This is a genomic window from Streptomyces olivaceus (assembly GCF_000721235.1).
Taxonomy (GTDB): Bacteria; Actinomycetota; Actinomycetes; order Streptomycetales; family Streptomycetaceae; genus Streptomyces; species Streptomyces olivaceus.
Genome location: NZ_JOFH01000001.1, coordinates 124,414 through 144,683 on the forward strand (window position 1 = coordinate 124,414; position 20,270 = coordinate 144,683).

Below are 20,270 nucleotides of genomic sequence, written 5' to 3' on the forward strand. Positions count from 1 at the left end.
CAAAAGCGCTCGCCAGCGATCACATGCAGTGATAGATCAGACGGATGGAACTGAGAGCGCTGCAGTACTTCGTCACCGTCGCCGAGGAGTTGCACTTCGGGCGCGCGGCGCGGCGCCTGGACATCGTGCAGCCGGCGGTGAGCCAGCAGATCGCCCGGCTGGAACGCGAACTCGGCGTGCGCCTGCTCGACCGCACCTCGCGCCGGGTGCGGCTCACCCCCGCCGGCGAGCGAGTCCTCGCCGCGGCCCGTAGGACGTTGGCCGCGGCGGCCCGGGTGCGGGTGGCGGCCGGGGAACCGGCGGCCGTCCTGCGGATCGGGGTGGCGTCCTGCGTCACCCGCCGGCTCGACCGGGCGGTGGGCCGTCTGAGCCACGGGGAACGCCCCGCCGAGCCGAAACTGGTCGACCTCCCCGTGGCCGCCCGGCTCGACGCCGTCCGCGACGGCGAGCTGGACCTGGCGCTGGTGCGGGGCGCGTTCACCAGTGCGGCGGTGACGGTGGTGCGCGCCTGGTCCGAGCCGCTGTACGCGATCCTCGCGCACGGACACCCCGCCGCCGGGAAGCCCGCGGTCGGCCTGCACGACCTCGACCCGCGCGGTCTGCGGCTTCCCGCCCGCGAGAACGACCCGCCGTTGCACGACGCGATCCTCGCCGCCCTGCCCGTGGCCCCGCTGCGTCCACCCGCCGGGGACATGCTCAACGTGCTGTTCGAGGTGGGCCGGGACCCCGAGGGCTGGACGCTGGTGCCGGCCGAGCAACTCGACGAGTCCCGCTCCGAGCGGCTGCTCCCGGTGCCGCTCGAACCGGCCGCGACCGTCGACGGCCACGTCGTCACGTCACTGGCCACCCCGCAGGCGTGCGTGGCGTCGTACGTGGCCGCGTTCGCGGACTGAACTCCGGTCCGTGCCGGGGCCGATGCCGGTGCCGCATGTCAGGCCCACGCTCGGAGGCCCATGCCCGGAGGTGCCCTTGGCCGGCCGACTCCCGGCTTGAGTCAGGAGACGCGGGCGGCCGGTGCCGGCGACGCCGGTGGCCCCGGGTCAGCGTGCGCGGCCGAGAACGGTGTCCATCTCGTGGACCTGGGCCGCGGTGAGCGGCCCGTGCGCCAGCGCGCCGGCGTTCTCCTCGACCTGGGCGACGGTGCGGAAGCCGGGGATCGGCACGGTGCGCGGACTGCGCGCCCACAGCCACGCCAGCGCTCCCTGGGCGAGGGTACGACCGCCGGAGGTGAGGATGTCCCGCACCGCGTCGCGGCGCTCCAGCCACGTGCTGTCGGGCCGCCCGTCCCTGAAGTACTTCACCCACACGGGGGCTTCACCCCGGACGTCCTCACCGCCGATCCGGGTGTCGGCGGTGTACTTGGCGCTGAGCAGACCCATCGCGAGCGGACCGCGGTTGAGGCTGGCCCATCCGTGCTCCTCGACCACGGCGAACATGCCCGGTGCGTCGCTCAGGACGTTCACCTCGTGCTGCACGGCGCCGTAGTGCGGTCCGGCCATGGCCGTGGGGCGGTCCGGGTCGTCGGTGCTCCAGCCGTAGGAGCGGATCTTGCCCTCGGCCACCAGCTCCTCCAGCACCTCGCGCAGCGCCATGGCCTCCTGCCTGCTCGCTTCGGCCAGGTGCAGCTGGTACAGATCGATCCGGTCGGTGTCCAGGCGGCGGAGGGACGCCTCCACCGCGCGCCGGAGATGGTCGGGTCCGGCGTCCTGGGCAGTGATCCGCCGCGTCGGCTCGTCGAAGACGTTCCCCCACTTGGTGGCGATCAGGATCTCGTCGCGGTACTTGCCGATCGCCTTGGCGATGACCCGCTCGCTGTGCCCGGCGCCGTACACGTCGGCGGTGTCGAACAGGACCACACCCAGGTCGACGGCGCGGCGCAGTGCGGCCGTCGACTCCTCGTCGTCCACGACTCCCCAGCCCAGCGGCTGGCTCCCTTCCCAGAACGGCCCGCCGATGGCCCAGCACCCCATGCCCAGCGGCGGTACCTCGGTTCCGCAGATCGTGCGGTGTTCCATGACGTGACACCTCTCGGTACGCGTTCGTGCGGGGTCCGGGCAGTCCCGGCATGACGGTCGAGCCGCAAAGGCGCTGAAAGACGGCGTGTGGAATCAGCCGGAAATCAAATGGCCGGCCCGCCCCGACAATTGCCGGCCGGACAGCGGCGTCGTCGGAGGAGCAACGCGGAAACGGATTCTAGGGCGACTCTTCGGAAGAAGGCAGAGCCACCGGAGGGATCACGCCAACCGGGAAGACCACTCGGCGTGCACGGCTCTCAGGGCGGAGACCCCGCCAAAGGGGGCATCACGCCTTCGGCCGGAGTGGCTGCCACGCCGATGTGACTCCGGGTCGAGAGCGCTTCCCGGGCAAAGGCAACAAGGCCCGCGAATGCGGGCGGAGGACATGGCCGGACCCAATACCTTGCGCGTTTCCTGCTACTCGGATATGCGCGCCGAAAGGGTCCTTGACGCGATCTGGGGGCTGTCGTTGACTGCGCGGGGCGGCCGGTCGGCGATCTCCGTGTCGGAGGCGCAACGCCGGCGTCCGCCAACAGGGAGGCATGACGTGAAGGCCGAGCACGACCACCGCACCCTCGTGAGGGGCCGCACCGCGACGTCGTTGCTGTTCCTGCTGTTCGGCACCGCGTTGGGAACGTGGACCAGCCGCATCCCCGCGGTGAAGGGCCATCTCGGCCTCAGCGACGGTCTGCTGAGCCTGGCGCTGCTGGCGTTCGCGGTGGGCTCGATCGTCGGCATGCTGCTCCTGGGCCGGCTCGCGGACCGCTTCGGCAGCACTCTGGTGATGGTGCCGACCGCCCTGCTGGAAGGCGTCCTGCTCGTCCCGCCCGCCTACGTCGGCTCGCTGGCCGGACTGGCCACCGCGCTGTTCCTGTTCGGTCTGACCCACGGCACCCTGAACATCGCCATGAACGCCAACGCCGTACACGTGCAGGAGGCGTACGGGCGGCCGATCATGTCGTCCTTCCACGCCGTGTACAGCATCGGCGGCTTCCTCGGCGCCGCTGTCGGCGGCGTCCTCGCCCGCCAGGACGTCGGCCCCGGTGCCACCTTCATCACCGTGGGCACGGGCGTGCTGGTGCTCGCCGGGTGGGCCGGGCTGTGGGCGCTGCCCGAGACCCGGCCGGAGCGGATCCCCCCGGCCGGCGGGCCCACCGAAGCGCGTGGCAAGGACTCGGTCGTCTCCCTCGACCTGGTCTTCCTCGGCCTGCTCGCCATGTGCGCGCTGGTCGGAGAGGGCACCGCGGCCGACTGGAGCGCGGTGTACATGCACGAGAGCCTCGGCAGCTCGGCGGGTACCGCGGCCGCCGCGTTCGCCGCCTTCTCCGTGGCGATGACGGCGGGCCGCCTGCTCGGCGACCGGTTGGCGGCCCGGTTCGGCCCGGTCCGGCTGGTGCGCGCGAGCGGCGTGCTGGCATCGGTGGGCATGCTCGCGGCCCTGCTCATCGGCCACCCGGCCGCCGGACTCGTCGGCTTCGCCTGCCTGGGCGCGGGCATGGCGTGCATCGCCCCGCAGGTCTACTCGGCGGCGGGCCGGCGCAACCCGGCACGGGCCGGGGCGGCACTCTCCCTGGTGGTCAGCCTCGGCTACACCGGCTTCCTGGTCGGGCCCATCGTGGTCGGCTCGGTGAGTACGGTGACCGGGCTGCCCACGGCCCTGGGGGTGCCCGTGCTGCTGGTGCTCTTCGTGGCCCTCGGCGCCTCCGCCCTGCGCCCCCGCGCAGACGAGGCGGAGGGCCAGGCCGAGGAGGACGCCTCCCGGCCCCTCGGCCCACCGCCGTCCGGCGACCATTCCGGAGCCCCCTCCACCTCCCGCCCGGGCGCGGGCGACTGAACCGGTCCCCCTCCGACAGCACGAGCAGCGAAGTGCCCGTCCGCCCGCCACCGCCCCGTCCGGCCAGAGAACAGGGATGAGCATTGCGCATCATCGAATGTCACCTCGAGTTCAGCGGATTCGACGACCACCTCGTCAAGGCCGGCACGTCCGTCTACCTGTGGAACCTGGTCCAGCACTTCCGCGACGCGGGACACCGGGCGGGCGCGGTGACCGCCGCCCACGGGCTGCTGCCGGTCATCGCCGAACAGCACGAGGTCACCGACCTCGGCTGGAGCGCCCGTGAGCGGATTCCGGTCCCGCTCGACCCCCTGGAATGGCCCGGGTTTCCGCCCACGGTCACGCTCGACGTCACCGCCCGAGCCCACCGTGTCACGGTGGACGGCATCGACATCGTCCTGCTGAGCGGCGGGGTGCTGGACGCCTTCACCGACAGCTTCCACCCGCCGCGCGAACTCGAGGGGCGGAGCCTGGACTTCCTCAAGCCGCTGGTCTTCCAGGTCATGGCGGCGCGCTACCTGCGCGAACAGGTCGCCCCGGGCACGGTGGTGCACCTGCACGAGCCGATCCACCACTACCTCCTGCCCGCTCTGCTCACCGGGCACGGCTTCCACGTCGTCTCCACCGTGCAGACCAACCTGGCCGTCAACACCAAGGTCTACGGTCCTCAGGTACGCGCCGTGCTGGAGCACATGGACGCGGACCCGTCGGTCGCCGACGGATTGGCGGACCCGCCGCTGGACTCGCGGACGGAGCGGGCCATGAGGGGCTTCCTGCCGCGCACCCTGCTCTACCGGGACTACCCGGAACGCGAAGGACACGACTACATCACCATGCTGGGCCTGGTGGCGAGGTCGGTGGCCGCCATGGACTTCCTGTCCGCGGGACAGCTCGACCACGCCCTGACCCAGGCGGAGACGCCCTTCGAGGAGCTGTTCCGGCGGCTCGCGGTCCGCCGTGAACTCCACGCCCGCCAGGACCTGCTCGTCGTCGGCGGCTGCGCGATCGGGGACGAGTGGCTGGACGTGCGGCGGGACGACGGGATCCGCGAACGGACACTGACCGGGCTCGGCCTGGACCCCGCCCTGCCCACGCTGTTCCACAACGCCCGCTACTCGGTGCAGCACAAGGGCCAGAGAGAACTGTTCCGGGGCATCCGGTCGCTGCTCGACGAGGGCCGGCGCTGCAACGTGCTGCTGCACTGCCTCGCGTCACAGCCCCCGGACGACGAGGACCTCGCCGCCCTCGTCGGGGACCACGGGGACCTGGTGCGCGCCGTCACCGGCCCGATGAGCAACGCCGCCATCAGGGACTGGGCGGTCGCCAGCGACTTCTGCGTGTTCCCCTCCAAGTTCGAGATGGACACCTTCCTGATGGCGATGGGCGAGGCGATGGCCGCCGGATCGGTCCCGGTGGCCACCGCCCAGCGCGGCATGCGGCACTTCGGGCACGCCGCCGACCTCGACGCGCCGGGCGCCACCGGGCTGGCACTGCCTCGTTCGTTCCGCGTGGACGACCCGCTGCTGGCCGAGGCGGTCCGTGCCGGCCTGGAACGGATGCTCCGCGTGTGGCACGAGGAGCCCGACCGGATGGCGACGCTGCGCGCTCGCTCGGTGGCGGTGGCGCGCGGCTTCACCTGGCAGGCGGTGGCACGGCGCTTCCTGGCGGTGTTCGAGGCGTGCCGGGCCGGAACCCGGCCGGCTGACGCGGTGCCGTCGGTGGGGGACGCGCTGCGGGCCGGGGCCGGCCCGGCGAAACCGTTCGAGGCGGGCGACGGACGGGCCGTCCGGGAGACCGACGGGGTGCGGGTCCGCTGGACCGGGCGGGACGCGCGGCGGGTGGAGATCGTGCCGCCCGCGCCCGGCCCGGAGGTGATCGCCCTGGACCGGGACGGCGCCGGCTTCACCGGGTGGGTGCCGATGCCCGAGGACGCCGTCCTGGTCGTCCTGGTGACGGGCGCGGACGGACGCACCGCGTGGTCGGAACTTCCCGTCGGCGACGCCGGCTGAGCGGCGCCGGCACGGGGATGCGCCCGCCGGGCGCATCCCCTCAGCCGAGGGTGACGGTGGCGCCGACCTTCTCCAGGATGGACTCGCCGGCCACCACGGCACTCATGCCCCGCCCGCCGCCGGCCGGGACGGCCAGCGGCACCACCTCGGTGTCGGGGTCGGTTTCGAAGAAGCAGACGAGCGAGACGAGTTCCTCGTCCGGGGCGCTGTCGCTGGGCGCGAGGACACGGTGCCGCAGTGAGCACCAGCGGCCGTCCGTCCACAGGTTCATCAGGTCCCCGAGGTTGACCACCAGGGCCCCGGCCTCGAACGGCGGCTTGAACCAGCCCTCCTCCTCGTTCCACACCTCGAGGCCGCCGACGCCCTGCTGGCGGTCGAGCAGGCTCAGGGTGCCGAAGTCGGTGTGCGGCCCGACCCGCATCTGGCCCTCCTGCACGCCGCCTACGGCGCGCAGGGAGGGATACCAGTTAACGTTCTGGGTCCAGGTGGCGCGTTGCGACTTGGCGGTGAAGAAGTCCTCGGGAAGGTCCAGCACCCGGGCGAGGATCTCCAGCACCTCGTGCGCGACCCGGGTCATGTGCCCGGTGTACTCCAATGCGGTCGCCTTCAGACCGGGCCGCTCGTCGGGCCACTTGTTGGCCGGGTAGTACGCGGCGTCGAAAGCGGCGTCGCCGGTGCGGTGGTCGGGCCCCATGTGGTAGGCCTCGTGCAGGTCGTGGGTGCCTGCCATGCCGTCCACGGCGCCCACGTCGAGCGCGCCCAGGCCCCGCCAGCCGTTGTCGTAGGGACGGGCGACGGCGTACCGCCGCTTGGTCTCGGCGGGCAGCGCGAAGAAGGCGCGGCCCTCGGTGCGCATCCGGTCGGTCAGCTCCGGCGGCACACCGTGGCCCCGCAGCAGGAACAGGCCGGTCTCCCGCAGGGAGGCGTCGAGTTCGGCCGTGATCTCCCCTCGCCGGTCGGCGCCTGCCGTGCGCCACTCGGACAGGTCCAGAACGGGAATGTGACGTGACATGCGTCTGCCCTTCGTCGTCGGGATGACCGCGTGCGCCCGGCTCGACGGGCACGGCGGGTTCAGTCGGTCCGCGGCGCGAACCGGTCGGGGTCACCGACCGGGGTGGCCGAGGGGCCCCAGCTCAGCGCCGGAATATGGGCGTTGACCAGTTCGCCGTCCTGACGCAGCACGGCGGAGGACGGGTGGTACATGTGCAACAGCGGATCGTGGTAGTGGTCGAACGCGGAATGGGTGTCCATGCGGTAGGCGAAGTCGTTGTCCTCGCCGCCCCAGCCCTCGAAGCGTTCGTCCATGCCGCCGATGCGGTGGAAGGCACTGGTGCGTACCCAGACGCAGCAACCCGGCGGCCGGCGCAGCACGAAGGCGCGCAGACCGTCCGGGGCCACCTGGCCGGCTCCCCGCCACAGTCGCTGGTCGATGGCCCAGGAGGTCGACGTCTCGTCCAGGCACCACATGTCGCGGTAGCTGAGGTGGCCCATCACCCCGGGGCGCTGGAAGCGGGCGGCGTTGCGGGCGACGAAGTCCCGGTCGACGAGGGCGTCGGCGTCCAGGATGCACACGATCTCCGCGCGGCCGGGGGCGTTGACGACGCCCACGTTGACCGCCCAGGACTTGTTGAAGGTGTCCGCCTTGTACGCGAAGAGGTGGTGGTCGGTGTACGGCAGCACGGCCTCACGCCACCGCGGCGTCTCGTCGGTCTCCACGACCGCGACGTGGTAGAAGTCGCGCGGCACTGACTGGTCGCGCAGCGCCTGGAGACAGGCCAGGAGATTGCGCAGGCGCCGTCCGGGGCCGCGGTCGCGGAACGGGATCACCACCAGGACCTCGGGCCTGTCGGCCTTCCGCAGCCGCGAACCGGGCGGCCGTGTGCCCAGTTGCTGGTGGGTATGGGAGTCCCGGCCGACCGCGGTGTAGTCGCGGCCCAGGTGATATCCGAGGCGGGAGTTGGCCTCGGCCCGCCAGCCCCGTTCGAAGAGGGTCGTAAGGGCCGGGGAGGCGCCCTGCTCTGCGGCCTTGACGAGCTGCCGGGTCAAGGCGTGGTGCAGCATCGGGTCGGCGGGCCGCTCCCGCAGGTCGGCGACGAGCCGGCCGAGGGCCTCGTCCCCGGTCCGCCCGGCGGCCTGGACCACCGCCCGGCGATGGTCCAGGCCGCGTTCCCAGTAGAAGATGCTGGCCTCGCGGGCCTGGGGGTCGGCGTCCACGGCGAGTGTGGTGACGACGGCCGAGGCCAGGGTCTCCGGATCGGTCGGGGTCAGGGAGTTCACGGGCGTCCTTCCGTCGGTCGGCCGGGCGCGGTCACCGGTCCCGCCACCGCAGCCCGTGGGCGGCGCGGCGCCGGGCCGCGGTGCCGCGCTCGTAGGGCAGTTCGCCGTCGGGCATGCGTACCACCTCGACGTACAGGCCGACACCGGTGCGCACATAGACCCAGCGGTCGCCGGTCAGGGGGCCCTCGTCGATGGTCTCGGGGGCGCCCAGCACCTCGCAGCCCGGCACCGCGGCGAGGTACTCCGCGGCGGCGTCGACGTCGTCGACGTACAGCGCGAGGTGACTGCCGCCCACGTCGCTGTTGCGGGGGCGGTCGACGCGGGCACCCGGCGAGCCCTGATAGCAGTCGAGTTCGACGTTGTCGGTGGGGCCGGCGCGCAGGGCCGAGCGGTGCAGGACACCGCCGGGTGGCACGCCGAGGGCGGCGGCGAGAGCCGGGTCGGCGAGGTCGTGGACGGTGCGTTCCAGGGGCTCGGCGCCCAGTACCCGGACGAAGAAGTCCTCGGCCGCGTCCAGGTCGGGCACCCCGTAGGCGAGGTGGTCCAGTCCGCGGACGGTGGGCAGGGCGCCGGGCGCGGCGGTGCCGTCGTCCCGGTTGGTCCACGGGCCGGCGGGGACATGGCGTCCGGCGGCGGGTGCGTCCGGCGGTGCCGACCGCAGTTCGAGGGGGACTCCCAGAGGGGTGCGCACGCGGACCCAGCGGACACCGGACGCGGCCATCGTGCGGACCGGGCCGAGAGCCCGGCCGTGGCCGCGGGCGCGCAGCGCGGCGAGCGCCGCGTCGACGTCGTCGGCGTACAGCCCGAAGTGCAGGGTGCCGGGGTCGTGCGGGCGGGGCGGCCGGGCGACGTGACCGGGAGCCCTGTACTCGAACAACTCCAGGTTGGTGTCCGGGCCCAGGCGCACCAGGGCGATCTCGGCGGCGGCCCGGGGATGCACGTCGAGGTGCTCGCGCATCCACTCGTCGTCGTGGGTGAGCGGGGGCAGACGGTAGACGAGTTCCCCGCCCAGCACGTCGACCGCGTAGCCGACTGCGGCGTCCAGAGAGGGCACCGTGAGGGCGAAATGGTCGATCCGGCGGGCGGTGGGCACGCCCCTTGCCGGACGGACGGTCTCCGGGTCGGCATCGGTCGTCATGCGGTGCTCCTCACCGTCGGGGGCAGGTGCCGGCCGAGCAGCAGGCGGGTCGCCTCCTGGACCGGGCGCGGGCGCAGGGCCGCGGTCGCCGGGTGGGTGGCGAACAGCTCGCTGGACAGGCAGGTGGACGCGGGACGGTGGGCGTAGCGGCCGTGGGCGCGGGGCTCGGCGGTGACGCGTTCGCGCGGCACACCGAGGGCGGCGGCGATCCCCGCGGCCCAGTCGGCGCGGGAGATGCGGTCCGGGCCGCCCAGGTGCAGCAGCTTCGGGGCGGTGGCGGTGGTGACCAGGGCGCGGGTGGCCTCGGCGACGTCGTCGATCAGGACGGGGGTGGTCCACTGGTCGTAGGGGGCGGCCACGGTCTCGCCGGCCCGCAGCCGGTGCACGCAGGAGGCGAAGAAGTTGAGCCACTTGGGGGTGTCGGCGGTCTCCCAGCCGTAGATGAGGCTGACTCGCAGCAGGACGGCGCCGGGCAGCGCGGAGAGGACGTCCTCGGCCGCGCGCTTGGCGCGTCCGTATGCGTTGGCGGGGTGGGTGGGGGTGGACTCGGAGGAGGTGACGGCGGTGCCGTCGAAGACGTTGTCGGTGGAGATGAACACGACGCGGCGGTCGCCGGCCGCCTCGGCGACCATGCGCGCCGCGCCGGCGTGGCCGGCCATCGCCTCCTCGGGGTGGCTCTCGCACCAGGTGACGTCGGAGGGGCCGTGCACGAGGACCACGGTGTCGGCGGCGGTGCGGTGCAGGGTCTCGGCGAAGGCGCCGGGTACGGCGACGTCCAGCGGGACCCAGTCGGGTGTCACGGGGGCGCCGTCGGCGAAGGGCGGGGTCCGCGAGGCCAGTACGGCTTCGTCGCCGTGGTCGAGGAGATGGCGGGCGATGGCGCGGCCGACGAAGCCGCTGCCGACGACGAGGGTCTTCACCGGCGGCCCCCGGCGGCGGTCGGCGCGGGCAGCGTGTGGGCCACCATCCGGGCCATGCCGATCAGGCTGTGGTCGTCGTCGGCGGCCCCCAGGGCGAGCATGTCGCGGATCTGCCGTTCGTCGAGACCGAAGCAGCCGAGGCCGGCCAGTTGGTCGCCGAGGAGGCGGAGGAAGGGAGTGCCGACGGCCACCGCGAATCCTCCGATGAAGAGGTATCGGCGGATGCCGATGGCGGTGAACAGGCAGTCGACGGCCTGCGCGAGGGGCAGCAGGCAGTCGCTGAGCACGGTGGTGGCGAAGGGGTCACCCGCGCGGACGGCGAGGGCGAGCGACTGGTTGGTGATGCCGTCGGGGCGGTGGCCCGCGGGTCCGGCGAGCGCGGAGGCGGCGAAACCGGCCGGGTCGTCGGCGGCCGCACCGCGGGCGGCGAGCAGCACTCCCCGGCCGGAGGCGATACCCCCGAGATGGCCCCGGCCGCCGCACTCGCAGGGCATGGCGTCCGGACGCGGGTCGACCCGCCAGTGGCCGATCTCCCCACCGTGCCCCGCCTCGTCGATCAGGACCTCGCCGTGCCGGAAGACCTTGTTGCCGATGCCGGAGCTGACGGTGATGAGGCAGAAGGGGACGGTCTCGGTGGCGGCGTAGCGCCAGGCCGCGGCGGTGATGTCGTTGGCAACGACGACGGGGACGGGGAGCCGGCGGGCGAGGATGTCGGTGACGGGCAGGGGGGCGGCGGTGCCGCCCCACAGCGTGGGACCGGCGAGGACCGTGCCGTCCTTGCTGAGCGGGCCTGCGAAGGAGACGCCGACGGAGTCCGCGCCGGCACCGTACGGGGAGCGCAGGTACGCCTGCAGTTCCCCGGCGAGCTGTTCGACGACCTGGTCCTGGAGTACCTGGGCGGGCAGGGTGCGGTGCCGGCCGATGCCCTCGGTGGGAATCCGGCGCACGGAGGCGGCGTCCAGGACACCGCCGGCGACGCGGCCCAGACGCAGCGTGGTGCCGCCGAGGTCGGCGACGACCGAGACACGCGGGCCGCCCGCGCTCAGGGGCGTGGTGGTCATGGGGCGACACCTCCGACGGCCGGTGCGGGTTCGCAGGGCTGGACGGAGCCGTCCTCCAGCACGATGGAGGACGACAGTTCGGCGCCGGCGGGTACGCGGGTGCCGGGCAGCAGGACGCAGTCGCCGACCCGGGCACCGGCGCCGATCCGCACGCCGGGGTAGACCACGCTGTGCTCGACCCGGCCCTCGTTGACCAGGTCGGTGGCGACGATGCTGCGGTGCACGCCGTCCTCGTGGTCGACGCGGCGGCGGGGGACGCCGGGAGCGACCGTGCGCGGCAGGTCGGCCAGCGCGAGGGTGGGCGGGTCGGTGAGCAGGCCCCGGTGGGCGCGGTGGTAGCGCTCGACGGTGCCGATGTCCTCCCAGTAGCCGGTGACCTCGTAGCCCCGGATGCGTTCGCCGCCGGCCAGCATGGCGGGGATCACGTCGCGACTGATGTCGTGCTGCCAGTCCGTGCCGTCGAGGTGTTCGAGGTAGCGGTGCAGGACGGCGGCGTCGAAGACGCAGAACGCGGCGAAGACCAGGTCGCTCGTGGGCTGTTCGGGTTTCTCCGCGAAGTCCGTCAGGTTGCCGGCCGGGTCGAAGTCGACCATGCCGAACAGATGCACCCAGCGTCGTTCGATGCGCTGGTAGGAGACGGTCAGGGCGGCTCCGTCGGCGCGGTGCCGGCGGATCATGTCGCCGTAGTCGAAGCGGTAGACGTGATCGGCGTGCAGCACCATCACCTCGGAGGTGTCCGGGCCGAAGACGTGGGGCGCCTTGCGGATCAGGGCGTCGGCGGTGCCGCGCTCGCCCGGCCAGGTCCGTTCGGGCAGGGCGAGCGGGAGCGGCCCGGTGGCCTCGCGGTAGGCGGCGTCGTACGGCCCGAAGTGCACCCGGAAGCCGGGGCCGGTGCGGTTCCACACCGTGTGGAGGTCGTCCATGAGACGGCGTTCCTCGTACTGCGACAGCAGCAGCACCTCGCGGAAGCCGGAGTCACGGGTGTTGGCGAGACTGAAGTCGATGAGCCGGCTGGTGCCGCCGAACGGGACCAGGGGCTTGAGCCTCCCCCGGCCCAGCGGTCCCATCCGGCGGCCCTCTCCGCCGGCCAGCAGCACCGCGCGTACGCCGTCCATTCAGACCTCCCGGGCCGCGGACAGGGCCGACGCCGCCGAGGCGGTGCCGATGCCGCGCAGCACCCGCAGCGCGGCGTCCAGTTCGTCCTGGGTCACGTCGTTGACGAAGCGGACGTGCCCGATGCAGTCGGGCAGGGGCAGGAGTTGCTGGCCGTCGCGGTGGCGCACGGTGTCGCCGAGGCCGCGGGCGATCAGCTCGGAGGTGCACACCGGGTGCCAGGTGGGCAGGCCGAGAGCGGCCATGACGTCGAGGACGCGGTGCAGTTGGCTCTCGTCGAGCAGGCCGCGCCGGTGGGCGAGGACGGAGCTGAGCGCCATGTCGATGCAGACCGCTTCCCCGTGCAGGAGTTGGGGCAGGGCCTGCATCTCGATCGCCGGCGAGAAGGAGTGGCCGAAGTCGACCGGGCGCCGCAGGTCGTGCTCCCAGAGGTTGGGCTCCAGCTCCTCGAGCATGCCGTGGATGGCCAGCCGCATCACCTCGGTGGCGACCTCGTCGCCGGCCGGCCCGGCGCCGGCCCGCATCCCGTTCCGGACCAGGTACGGGCCGTGGGCCGCGAGATGCTCGAACAGCTCGGCGTCCTTCACCATGGCCATCTTGAGGATCTCGGCGAGGCCGTTGCACACGTGGCGGGTGCTGAGCGTGCCGAGGAACTCCCGGTCGACGAGGGTGACGGCGGAGGGGTGGTAGGTGCCCAGCCGGTTCTTGTGCTCGTGGAAGTTGACCCCCGTCTTGGCCCCGATGGCGGCGTCGACCATGCAGATCAGGGTGGTGGGGACCCGGACGTAGGGGGTGGAACGGCGGTAGAGACTGGCGGCGAGGCCGACCAGATCGGTCAGGACGCCGCCCCCGATGGCGATGACGGGTTCACGGCGCCGGGAGACACCGAAGGCGTCCATCGAGGAGACGATCTCGAAGACGGTCTGCATGCTCTTGACGGACTCGTGGGCGTCGATGACGCACAGCCCGTACTCGACGTCCTGCTTCTCGAAGTACTCACGCAGGCGCGTCCCGTACAGGCCGTACACGGTGGCGTCGACCACGACCAGCCGGCGCCCGGGGCCGGTCGTCCCGGGCAGCCCGGCCATGGCCAGGGCCGGGTTGTCCGGATCGAGGAGGCCCGGGCTCAGCCGCACCTCGTAGCTGACTTCCTTGCTCGTACTCACCCGCCACCTGTGCGCGGCAGGGGCCGCGGAGCCGGGCAGCACGGTCTGTAACGGGGAATCGGACTGGGCTGTCATGTCGTCACGCCTCTCGTTTGCACCAGGGCACCCCGGAACCGGCCTGGAAGCGCCGGGGGTTGGCCACGGCACTCGCCGCTCCACGGCGAGCGGCGGTCGTGAGATCCCGCGAGGTGTCGGCTGACCGGTGAACGGTGCCAGGGGGTGTCGTTCGGATCTGGTCGGTTCCAGGCAACGGCGCCTTGTTGCCGACCCGGGCGGGGTCGGGTGCGTACAGCTGCGAGGCGGAGGAGGGCGACAACGCGGAGCGTTGGCATCCGACGACAACTCCGCAGATGTGCGTGCCGGGCCCCGCGACCCCCGCCCAGATCCGAACGACACCCCCTAGCCGTGGGACGACGCCGTCGTACGGCTTCCGAGGGAACGCCACCATGTGAGGGAGACGCTCTCCGGAGCCAGGCAGGAGGGCTGCTCCATGGACGCCTGGGCCTCGCGAAACGCCGCGACGGTCGCTTCGAAGTCGTCCGACTCGACGGTGAACAGGGCGAGATGGGTACCGTCCCCGGCGAACTCCGCGTCCTCGCCGCTCGGCGGGGCGCACCGTTCCGCGGTGACGAACCCGGGGACGCGCAGCACCTCGGCGAGGTGGAAATCGTCGTACCAACGGTGGTATTCGGCCTCCCGCCCCGCCAGCGGACGGGTGCGGACCATCAGCAGAAATCTCGCCACTTCGCCTCTTCGGTGGATGACGGGACTGCGGTGCTCGTCGGTGATCGCCGCCGAGCTGCCGGAAAGTCCGGGGAAAGTGATCGAACGTTGATCCGCCACGCCGCAGATCCGTTTCTCCGAAAGCCGCCCGCGACAGCGGTTCTCCGCTGACGTCGACCTGCTCATGATCCGCACGAAGAAGATCGGCCGATCATGAAAATGGCGGTGGATCTTAGGACCGACTCATTGAAGACGGAACGTGAGTGGAGAGTCAAGAACGGTACCGTCGTGATCCGGTCAGAACGACCGGGGATTCGGGGATGCGAATCGGAACACGACCATATTCTTTCTCCGCCTTTCCGGAGATCCTGCAGCGCATGGGCCCCGTGCAGGTCTGGCCGATACATGTCCCCGCCGTATGGAATCCCCGCGTCCGGTGTACCGGACCACATGGTCGTCCGCCTCCCCCGGCCGGAGCCGTCCGGGTAGGATTCCGCCCGCCGTGATCCACGGACGCTTCGCCGGCCCAGGGGGTGCGCCCCGGACAGAGCGAGCGGGACGGCGGCATCGAAACCCGTCGGAGCCGGAGGTACCGAAGGTGCACCACGCGTACGAGGCACCACGGCCGACGGTGGTCCGGCCGCGCCCCCGCCGCGCGGAACCCGCCGGGCAGCGGACCGCGCCCCCGCAGGCGTGGGCGGAACGCCCCGCGCGTCTCACGGCTCCGGGCCGCGCCGGGACGGTACGTCGATGACGGCGCCCGGCGGTCCGGTCGGAGCCCCCGAACTCCTGGAGTCCCGGCTCGCCTACCGCAACCCGTGGATGACGGTCCGCGAGGACAGTCTGCGCCGCCCCGACGGCTCCGACGGCCTGTACGGGGTGGTGGACAAGCCGGACTTCGTCCTGATCGTGCCCCGCGAACGGGACGGGTTCCACCTGGTGGAGCAGTACCGCTATCCGGTGGGCGGCCGGTTCTGGGAGTTCCCCCAGGGCTCGTGGCCCGAACCGGCGAAGACCTCCGCCGCGGGCGGCGACCCGGACGGCGCCGCGGGCACCGGGGGCCCTTCGCCGGACGCGGTGGCACTCGCCCGGGCCGAACTGCGTGAGGAGACCGGCCTGGTGGCCGACTCCCTCACCTGGCTGGGCCGGATCCACGTGGCCCACGGCTACTCCTCACAGGGCTGTCAGGTCTTCCTCGCCGAGCACCTGACCCACGGCGAGCCGTGCCGGGAGGCCACCGAGGCCGACATGGCGCAGCGCTGGGTGGACGCCGGAACACTGGACGAGATGGTGGCGGACGGCCGGTTCGTGGACGCGCCGTCGCTGGCGGCCCTCGCGCTCCTGCAACGCCGGCCGCGCGGCGACGGCCGCACCGGCGGACACCGATGAGACCGCCCGCCACCCCTCTCCCGACGCTGCCCGGCGTGACCTTCACGTCCGCAAGGCCGATACTGCCCCTGTAGGACCCTGCCGGTGCGCGGCCGACCGTCACGGACCCTCAAGAACATCAACTGCCCGCACCAGTCCGACCAGCGAGAACACAGGTCGCAGGCCCGTCTGCCCAGTCACCTAGGAGATACCCTTGAGGATGCTGATCAACGTCCCCGAAACCGTGGTCGCGGACGCGCTGCGAGGGATGGCCGCCGCACACCCCGAGCTGGCGGTGGACGTCGAGAACAGGGTCGTCGTGCGGCGGGACGCTCCCGTGGCGGGGCAGGTGGCCCTGGTGTCGGGGGGCGGTTCCGGGCACGAGCCGCTGCACGGCGGGTTCGTGGGGCCAGGAATGCTGTCGGCGGCCTGTCCCGGTGAGGTCTTCACCTCTCCGGTGCCGGACCAGATGGTGCGAGCGGCGGCGGCCGTGGACAGCGGGGCCGGGGTGCTGTTCGTCGTCAAGAACTACACCGGTGACGTGCTCAACTTCGACATGGCCGCCGAACTGGCCGAGGACGAGGGCATCCAGGTGGCCAAGGTCCTGGTCAACGACGACGTTGCGGTGACCGACAGCCTCTACACCGCAGGGCGGCGCGGGACGGGCGCGACGCTGTTCGTCGAGAAGATCGCCGGAGCCGCCGCACAGGAGGGCCGCCCGCTGGAGCAGGTGGAGGCGCTCGCCCGCCGGGTCAACGAGGGCTCCCGCAGTTTCGGCGTCGCGCTCAGCGCCGTCACCACGCCCGCCAAGGGCAGCCCCACCTTCGACCTGCCGGCCGGGGAGCTGGAACTGGGCATCGGCATCCACGGCGAGCCCGGCCGCGAGCGCCGGCCCATGATGACCTCCGGCGAGATCGCCGAGGCGGCCGTGGACGCCGTCCTGACGGATCTCACCCCGCGCAATCCGGTGCTGGTCCTGGTCAACGGCATGGGCGCGACGCCGCTCCTGGAGCTGTACGGCTTCAACGCCGAGGTGCAGCGTGTGCTGGGCGAGCGCGGTGTCGCCGTCGCCCGCACCCTCGTCGGCAACTACGTCACCTCGCTGGACATGGCGGGCGCCTCGGTCACCCTCTGCGAGATCGACGAGGACCTGCTCGGCCTCTGGGACGCGCCGGTCCGGACGCCGGGGCTGCGGTGGGGCATGTGACGGCGGACGGGGAAGGGAACGCCACACACCTACCAGGCAAGGAGATCCTGTGCTCGACGCCGAATTCTTCCGCCGCTGGATGACGGCGGCCGCCGCGTCGGTCGACCGCGAGGCGGACCGGCTCACCGCCCTCGACTCGCCGATCGGCGACGCCGACCACGGCAGCAACCTCCGGCGCGGGTTCGCCGCCGTGGCCGCCGCGCTGGAGAAGGAGGCACCGGGCACCCCCGGCGCGGTCCTGGCCCTCGCCGGGCGGCAGCTCATCTCGACGGTGGGCGGTGCCTCGGGGCCGTTGTACGGGACGCTCCTGCGCCGTACCGGCAAGGCGCTCGGCGACGGTGCCGAGGTGAGTACGGAGCAGCTGGCCGAGGCGTTGCGGACGGGAGTGGACGCCGTCCGGACGCTCGGCGGGGCGGCTCCTGGCGACAAGACGATGATCGACGCCCTCGTACCGGCCGTGGACGCGCTCGGCGAGTCCTTCGCCGCGGCGCGTGCGGCGGCCGAGGAGGGAGCCGCGGCGACCACCCCGCTGCGGGCCCGCAAGGGCAGGGCGAGCTATCTCGGCGAGCGCAGCATCGGACACCGGGACCCCGGAGCCACCTCGGCGGCCCTGCTTGTCGCGGCGCTGGAGGAGGCGGCCGGTGAGTGACGGGGAACTGGTCGGGATCGTGCTGGTGTCGCACAGCGCCGAGGTCGCCGCGTCCGTGGCGGAGCTGGCCAAGGCGCTGTCGGGCGGGGGCGGGGCGGTGCCCGTCGCCCCGGCGGGCGGGACGGCGTCCGGTGGGTTCGGCACCAGCGCCGAACTGGTCTCGGCCGCCGCGGCGTCCGTGGACCGGGGTGCGGGTGTCGCGGTCCTGACCGACCTGGGCAGTGCGGTACTGACCGTCAAGGCGCTGCTCGCCGAGGGCGACGAGCTGCCCGAGCGCACCCGTCTGGTGGACGCGCCGTTCGTCGAGGGCGCGGTGGCCGCGGTCGTCACGGCCTCGACCGGCGCCGACCTGGCGGCCGTGGAGGCGGCGGCGGAGGAGGCGTACTCCTACCGGAAGACCTGAGGGGGCGGGTTCCGGCGGAAGACCTGAGGGAAGCGGGGTCTGAGGGGAGCGGGTTCTGCTCGCAGGGCTCAGTCGGCGTCCACGAATTGCCGCGCCAGCCGCTCCCCCGCCTTCTCGGCGGCGGCCGTGTCCTCCAGGGGCCGGGCTTCGCTCCCCTTGAAGACGATGTACGTCACCCCGGAGGAGACGCCGCCGCCGGCCGGGTCGGCCGGGATGCCGAGGGAACGTGCGGCGGCGTAGGACGCCTCGCCGATGAGGTCGCGCGGGCCGACGTCGCCGACGACCGCGTAGCGCACCCGGTCCCCGTGGACGAGGGCCGCGAGCGACCCGGCGCGGACGTTGTCCGCGCGGTGGTCCCAGATGTCGCTGGGCCCGGGCACGACGACGTAGGGCAGGCGTTCGGCGTCCAGTGGGCTGCCGTCGGCACCGGTGAAGGCGGTGCCGGGGCTGAAGTGCGGGTCCGTACGGCCGTTGCACCGGTCGCCGGGCCGGCCGTCGCAGTCGATGTCCAGGTCGGCCTTCCAGAACACGGCGTCCGGTGTGCCGCAGACCGGGATGTCCGCCGGCGCTCCGGCGTCGCTGCGGTAGCTCCCGCGCGACACGGGGTCACAGTCCCGTACCTTGGCCAGCAGGTCGGCGGCGCCGACGGGCCGGGCCTTCCCGTGCCCCCGGTCCTCCGTCCGGGCACCGGACGGGCCCGTGGACGGGGTGGCCCGGAAGTGGGGTGCCGGTCCGACCCGGACCCCGGAGCGCCCCGCGCGCAGGGGCGCGGGGCGGGACCGGTCTCCGGCCACGAACCGCGGCGGAGGGTCGGGAGGCGGCCCGGGGGCGGCACCGGGCGGTGTCGTGGGAGCGAGCAGGGCGGCACTGGCCGCGACCAGTGTCAGCGACTGGACACGCACGATGTGGCCTCTCCTGGGGGGGCATGGGCGGTCACTCGGCCCCATCTGTCCCCGGATCGCGCGTCCGGGCACCTTTTGCAGGGCCAGACGGTGCAGCCCGGGATGCCGGGAGAGCGGCGACTGGGGGCGGACGGACCGGAGCCGATTCGGCTCCCGGTCCGTCCGGCCGCCCGCGCCGGCGCGGGATCAGCGACGACAGCGGCCCGCGCCACCGTGCCGAACTCGCTGTTGGACGTGGAGAGTTCGGCTCCGGGACGACTCAGCATACGTAACGCTCAGGGGTGACTGTCACGGACGGCGCTCTTGATGAAGCCGCACCACAGGAGTCATATTGGTCCGGACCATTCCGCGAGTCGAGCCGACGCCCCTCGGGAGGCAGAGCCGTGCGAGACGTCCGCGTTCCCCCTCGTCACACCGCCGCCCTGCGCGGCTGCGCCCTGCTGTGCACGGGGATCGCCCTGCTGGCGTCCTGCGGTTGGGGCCCGGGCGACGGCGATGCCGGGGGCGGCGGGCTGCCCGGAGCCCCCATGGGGGTGACCGCCACCGCGGGCAGCGCCACCAGCGTGCACGTCATGTGGCACGCGGTCGACGGCGTCGAGGCCTACGAGGTCCACCGGGGTGGCGAGCTGGTGAAGGAGGTGCCGGCGTCCAGGCGCATGGTGGACGTCACCCGGCTGCGGCCCGGCACGGCGTACGCCTTCACCGTGCGGGCCCGGGACGCCGAGGGGCGGCTGGGGCCGCGCAGCCGGGAGGTGCGGGCGACGACTCCGGCCGCCGTCGCCGAGGACGGCACCGCGCCGACGCGTCCCGGGAACGCCGGAGGCCGGGCGGCGGGCAGCCGGTCGGCGAGACTCACCTGGTCGGCGGCGAAGGACGACCACGAGGTGGTGTCGTACGACGTCTACCAGGGCGACGCGAAGGTCCACAGCGTCGACGGCGGCCGGACCGCTGCCGTGGTCACCGGCCTGCGTCCCGGCACGCGGTACTCCTTCACGGTCCGGGCCCGGGACGCCGCTGACAACGTCTCCCCGGCGAGCACCGCCGTACGGCTCACCACCCCCGGCTCCGACGACGGCCGCGCCACCGCGCCCACCGGCCTGCGCGCCGCCTCCCACGGCGCCGACGGCGGCTACTACCTGGACCTCACCTGGGTCCCGCCGCACACGGACGGCCCGGTGACCGAGTACCAGATCCACCTGGACGGCCGCGCGGCGACCTCCCTCGTGTACGGCGCCGAAGCGCCGCGCGAGAAGGCCGAGTACAGCTTCTACGCCGGACGGGAGGCGGGGGTCACGCACCGGGTGCGGATCCGGGTCAGGCTCGCCGACGGCACCTGGGGCGGTTTCTCGGCCGAGCAGAAGGTGACGACGGGCCCGGCCGGGTGACGACGGGCCCCGTCCCGGTGCGGGCCGGGGCCCGTCGTCACCTGGGCGGTCGCGCTCGGCATGCGGGGCGGGCCCCCGGGCTGTTGGCTGCCTGAGGGGG

General features: G+C 73.2%; 18 protein-coding genes. 8 read left to right on the forward strand and 10 right to left on the reverse strand.

Going from position 1 to position 20,270, the window contains the following annotated elements; all coding sequences use genetic code 11:
- The first annotated feature begins 44 nt into the window (after positions 1–44).
- Entirely contained in the window at positions 45–893 is an 849-nt protein-coding gene (locus tag IG94_RS0100590; RefSeq protein WP_031029234.1) for a LysR family transcriptional regulator, read from the forward strand.
- A gap of 147 nt (positions 894–1,040) precedes the next feature.
- Here the strand turns inward: IG94_RS0100590 and IG94_RS0100595 are convergent, their stop codons facing one another.
- Positions 1,041–2,015: an aldo/keto reductase gene (locus IG94_RS0100595; RefSeq protein ID WP_031029236.1), complete on the reverse strand. Its 975-nt coding sequence runs from the start codon at positions 2,013–2,015 to the stop codon at positions 1,041–1,043.
- Between the two features lie 547 nt (positions 2,016–2,562).
- Between IG94_RS0100595 and IG94_RS0100600 the strand changes: the two genes are divergently transcribed.
- Entirely contained in the window at positions 2,563–3,849 is a 1,287-nt protein-coding gene (locus IG94_RS0100600; RefSeq protein WP_063763365.1) for an MFS transporter, read from the forward strand.
- 83 nt (positions 3,850–3,932) lie between these two features.
- On the forward strand, positions 3,933–5,858 hold the full coding sequence (locus tag IG94_RS0100605; protein WP_052410496.1) for a glycosyltransferase: 1,926 nt from the start codon (positions 3,933–3,935) through the stop codon (positions 5,856–5,858).
- A 40-nt stretch (positions 5,859–5,898) separates the two neighbouring features.
- Here the strand turns inward: IG94_RS0100605 and IG94_RS0100610 are convergent, their stop codons facing one another.
- From IG94_RS0100610 to IG94_RS0100645, 8 genes are all read right to left on the reverse strand, one after another.
- On the reverse strand, positions 5,899–6,870 hold the full coding sequence (locus IG94_RS0100610; protein WP_031029244.1) for an isopenicillin N synthase family dioxygenase: 972 nt from the start codon (positions 6,868–6,870) through the stop codon (positions 5,899–5,901).
- Between the two features lie 59 nt (positions 6,871–6,929).
- Entirely contained in the window at positions 6,930–8,135 is a 1,206-nt protein-coding gene (locus IG94_RS0100615; protein ID WP_031029247.1) for a glycosyltransferase family 2 protein, read from the reverse strand.
- A gap of 31 nt (positions 8,136–8,166) precedes the next feature.
- Positions 8,167–9,273: a VOC family protein gene (locus IG94_RS39915; protein ID WP_063763366.1), complete on the reverse strand. Its 1,107-nt coding sequence runs from the start codon at positions 9,271–9,273 to the stop codon at positions 8,167–8,169.
- Positions 9,270–10,193, reverse strand: a complete 924-nt coding sequence (locus IG94_RS0100625; protein WP_052410497.1) for an SDR family oxidoreductase — start codon at positions 10,191–10,193, stop codon at positions 9,270–9,272. The genes IG94_RS39915 and IG94_RS0100625 overlap by 4 nt, the downstream gene beginning before the upstream one ends.
- The gene (locus tag IG94_RS0100630; RefSeq protein ID WP_031029253.1) at positions 10,190–11,254 is read right to left on the reverse strand and encodes an ROK family protein; all 1,065 of its coding nucleotides are present in this window, start codon (positions 11,252–11,254) and stop codon (positions 10,190–10,192) included. Before IG94_RS0100630 ends, IG94_RS0100625 begins: the two co-directional genes overlap by 4 nt.
- A complete protein-coding gene (locus IG94_RS0100635; protein ID WP_031029255.1) occupies positions 11,251–12,369 on the reverse strand; it encodes a sugar phosphate nucleotidyltransferase in 1,119 nt (372 codons plus the stop codon). Before IG94_RS0100635 ends, IG94_RS0100630 begins: the two co-directional genes overlap by 4 nt.
- Positions 12,370–13,533 carry a sedoheptulose 7-phosphate cyclase gene (locus IG94_RS0100640; protein ID WP_224286943.1) on the reverse strand — a complete coding sequence of 388 codons (1,164 nt, stop codon included), beginning with the start codon at positions 13,531–13,533 and terminating at the stop codon, positions 12,370–12,372.
- A 399-nt stretch (positions 13,534–13,932) separates the two neighbouring features.
- Positions 13,933–14,277: a hypothetical protein gene (locus IG94_RS0100645; protein ID WP_051159466.1), complete on the reverse strand. Its 345-nt coding sequence runs from the start codon at positions 14,275–14,277 to the stop codon at positions 13,933–13,935.
- Between the two features lie 729 nt (positions 14,278–15,006).
- On the opposite strand from IG94_RS0100645, the gene IG94_RS0100650 reads away from it, so the two are divergent.
- From IG94_RS0100650 to IG94_RS0100665, 4 genes are all read left to right on the forward strand, one after another.
- Positions 15,007–15,645, forward strand: a complete 639-nt coding sequence (locus IG94_RS0100650) for an NUDIX hydrolase (RefSeq protein ID WP_043482711.1) — start codon at positions 15,007–15,009, stop codon at positions 15,643–15,645.
- A gap of 193 nt (positions 15,646–15,838) precedes the next feature.
- The gene (gene dhaK / locus IG94_RS0100655; protein ID WP_031029267.1) at positions 15,839–16,831 is read left to right on the forward strand and encodes a dihydroxyacetone kinase subunit DhaK; all 993 of its coding nucleotides are present in this window, start codon (positions 15,839–15,841) and stop codon (positions 16,829–16,831) included.
- Between the two features lie 49 nt (positions 16,832–16,880).
- Positions 16,881–17,480 (forward strand): dihydroxyacetone kinase subunit DhaL, encoded by a 600-nt coding sequence (gene dhaL / locus IG94_RS0100660; RefSeq protein WP_031029269.1) that lies wholly within the window; start codon positions 16,881–16,883, stop codon positions 17,478–17,480.
- The gene (locus tag IG94_RS0100665; RefSeq protein WP_031029272.1) at positions 17,473–17,883 is read left to right on the forward strand and encodes a PTS-dependent dihydroxyacetone kinase phosphotransferase subunit DhaM; all 411 of its coding nucleotides are present in this window, start codon (positions 17,473–17,475) and stop codon (positions 17,881–17,883) included. The genes dhaL and IG94_RS0100665 overlap by 8 nt, the downstream gene beginning before the upstream one ends.
- A 68-nt stretch (positions 17,884–17,951) precedes the next feature.
- Here IG94_RS0100665 and IG94_RS0100670 read toward each other — a convergent pair whose 3' ends face one another.
- Positions 17,952–18,785, reverse strand: coding sequence for a glycoside hydrolase family 75 protein (locus IG94_RS0100670; protein WP_031029275.1), 834 nt, complete (start codon positions 18,783–18,785; stop codon positions 17,952–17,954).
- A 383-nt stretch (positions 18,786–19,168) separates the two neighbouring features.
- Here IG94_RS0100670 and IG94_RS0100675 point away from each other — a divergent pair, with 383 nt between their 5' ends.
- Entirely contained in the window at positions 19,169–20,170 is a 1,002-nt protein-coding gene (locus IG94_RS0100675) for a fibronectin type III domain-containing protein (protein ID WP_031029278.1), read from the forward strand.
- Positions 20,171–20,270 lie beyond the last annotated feature (100 nt).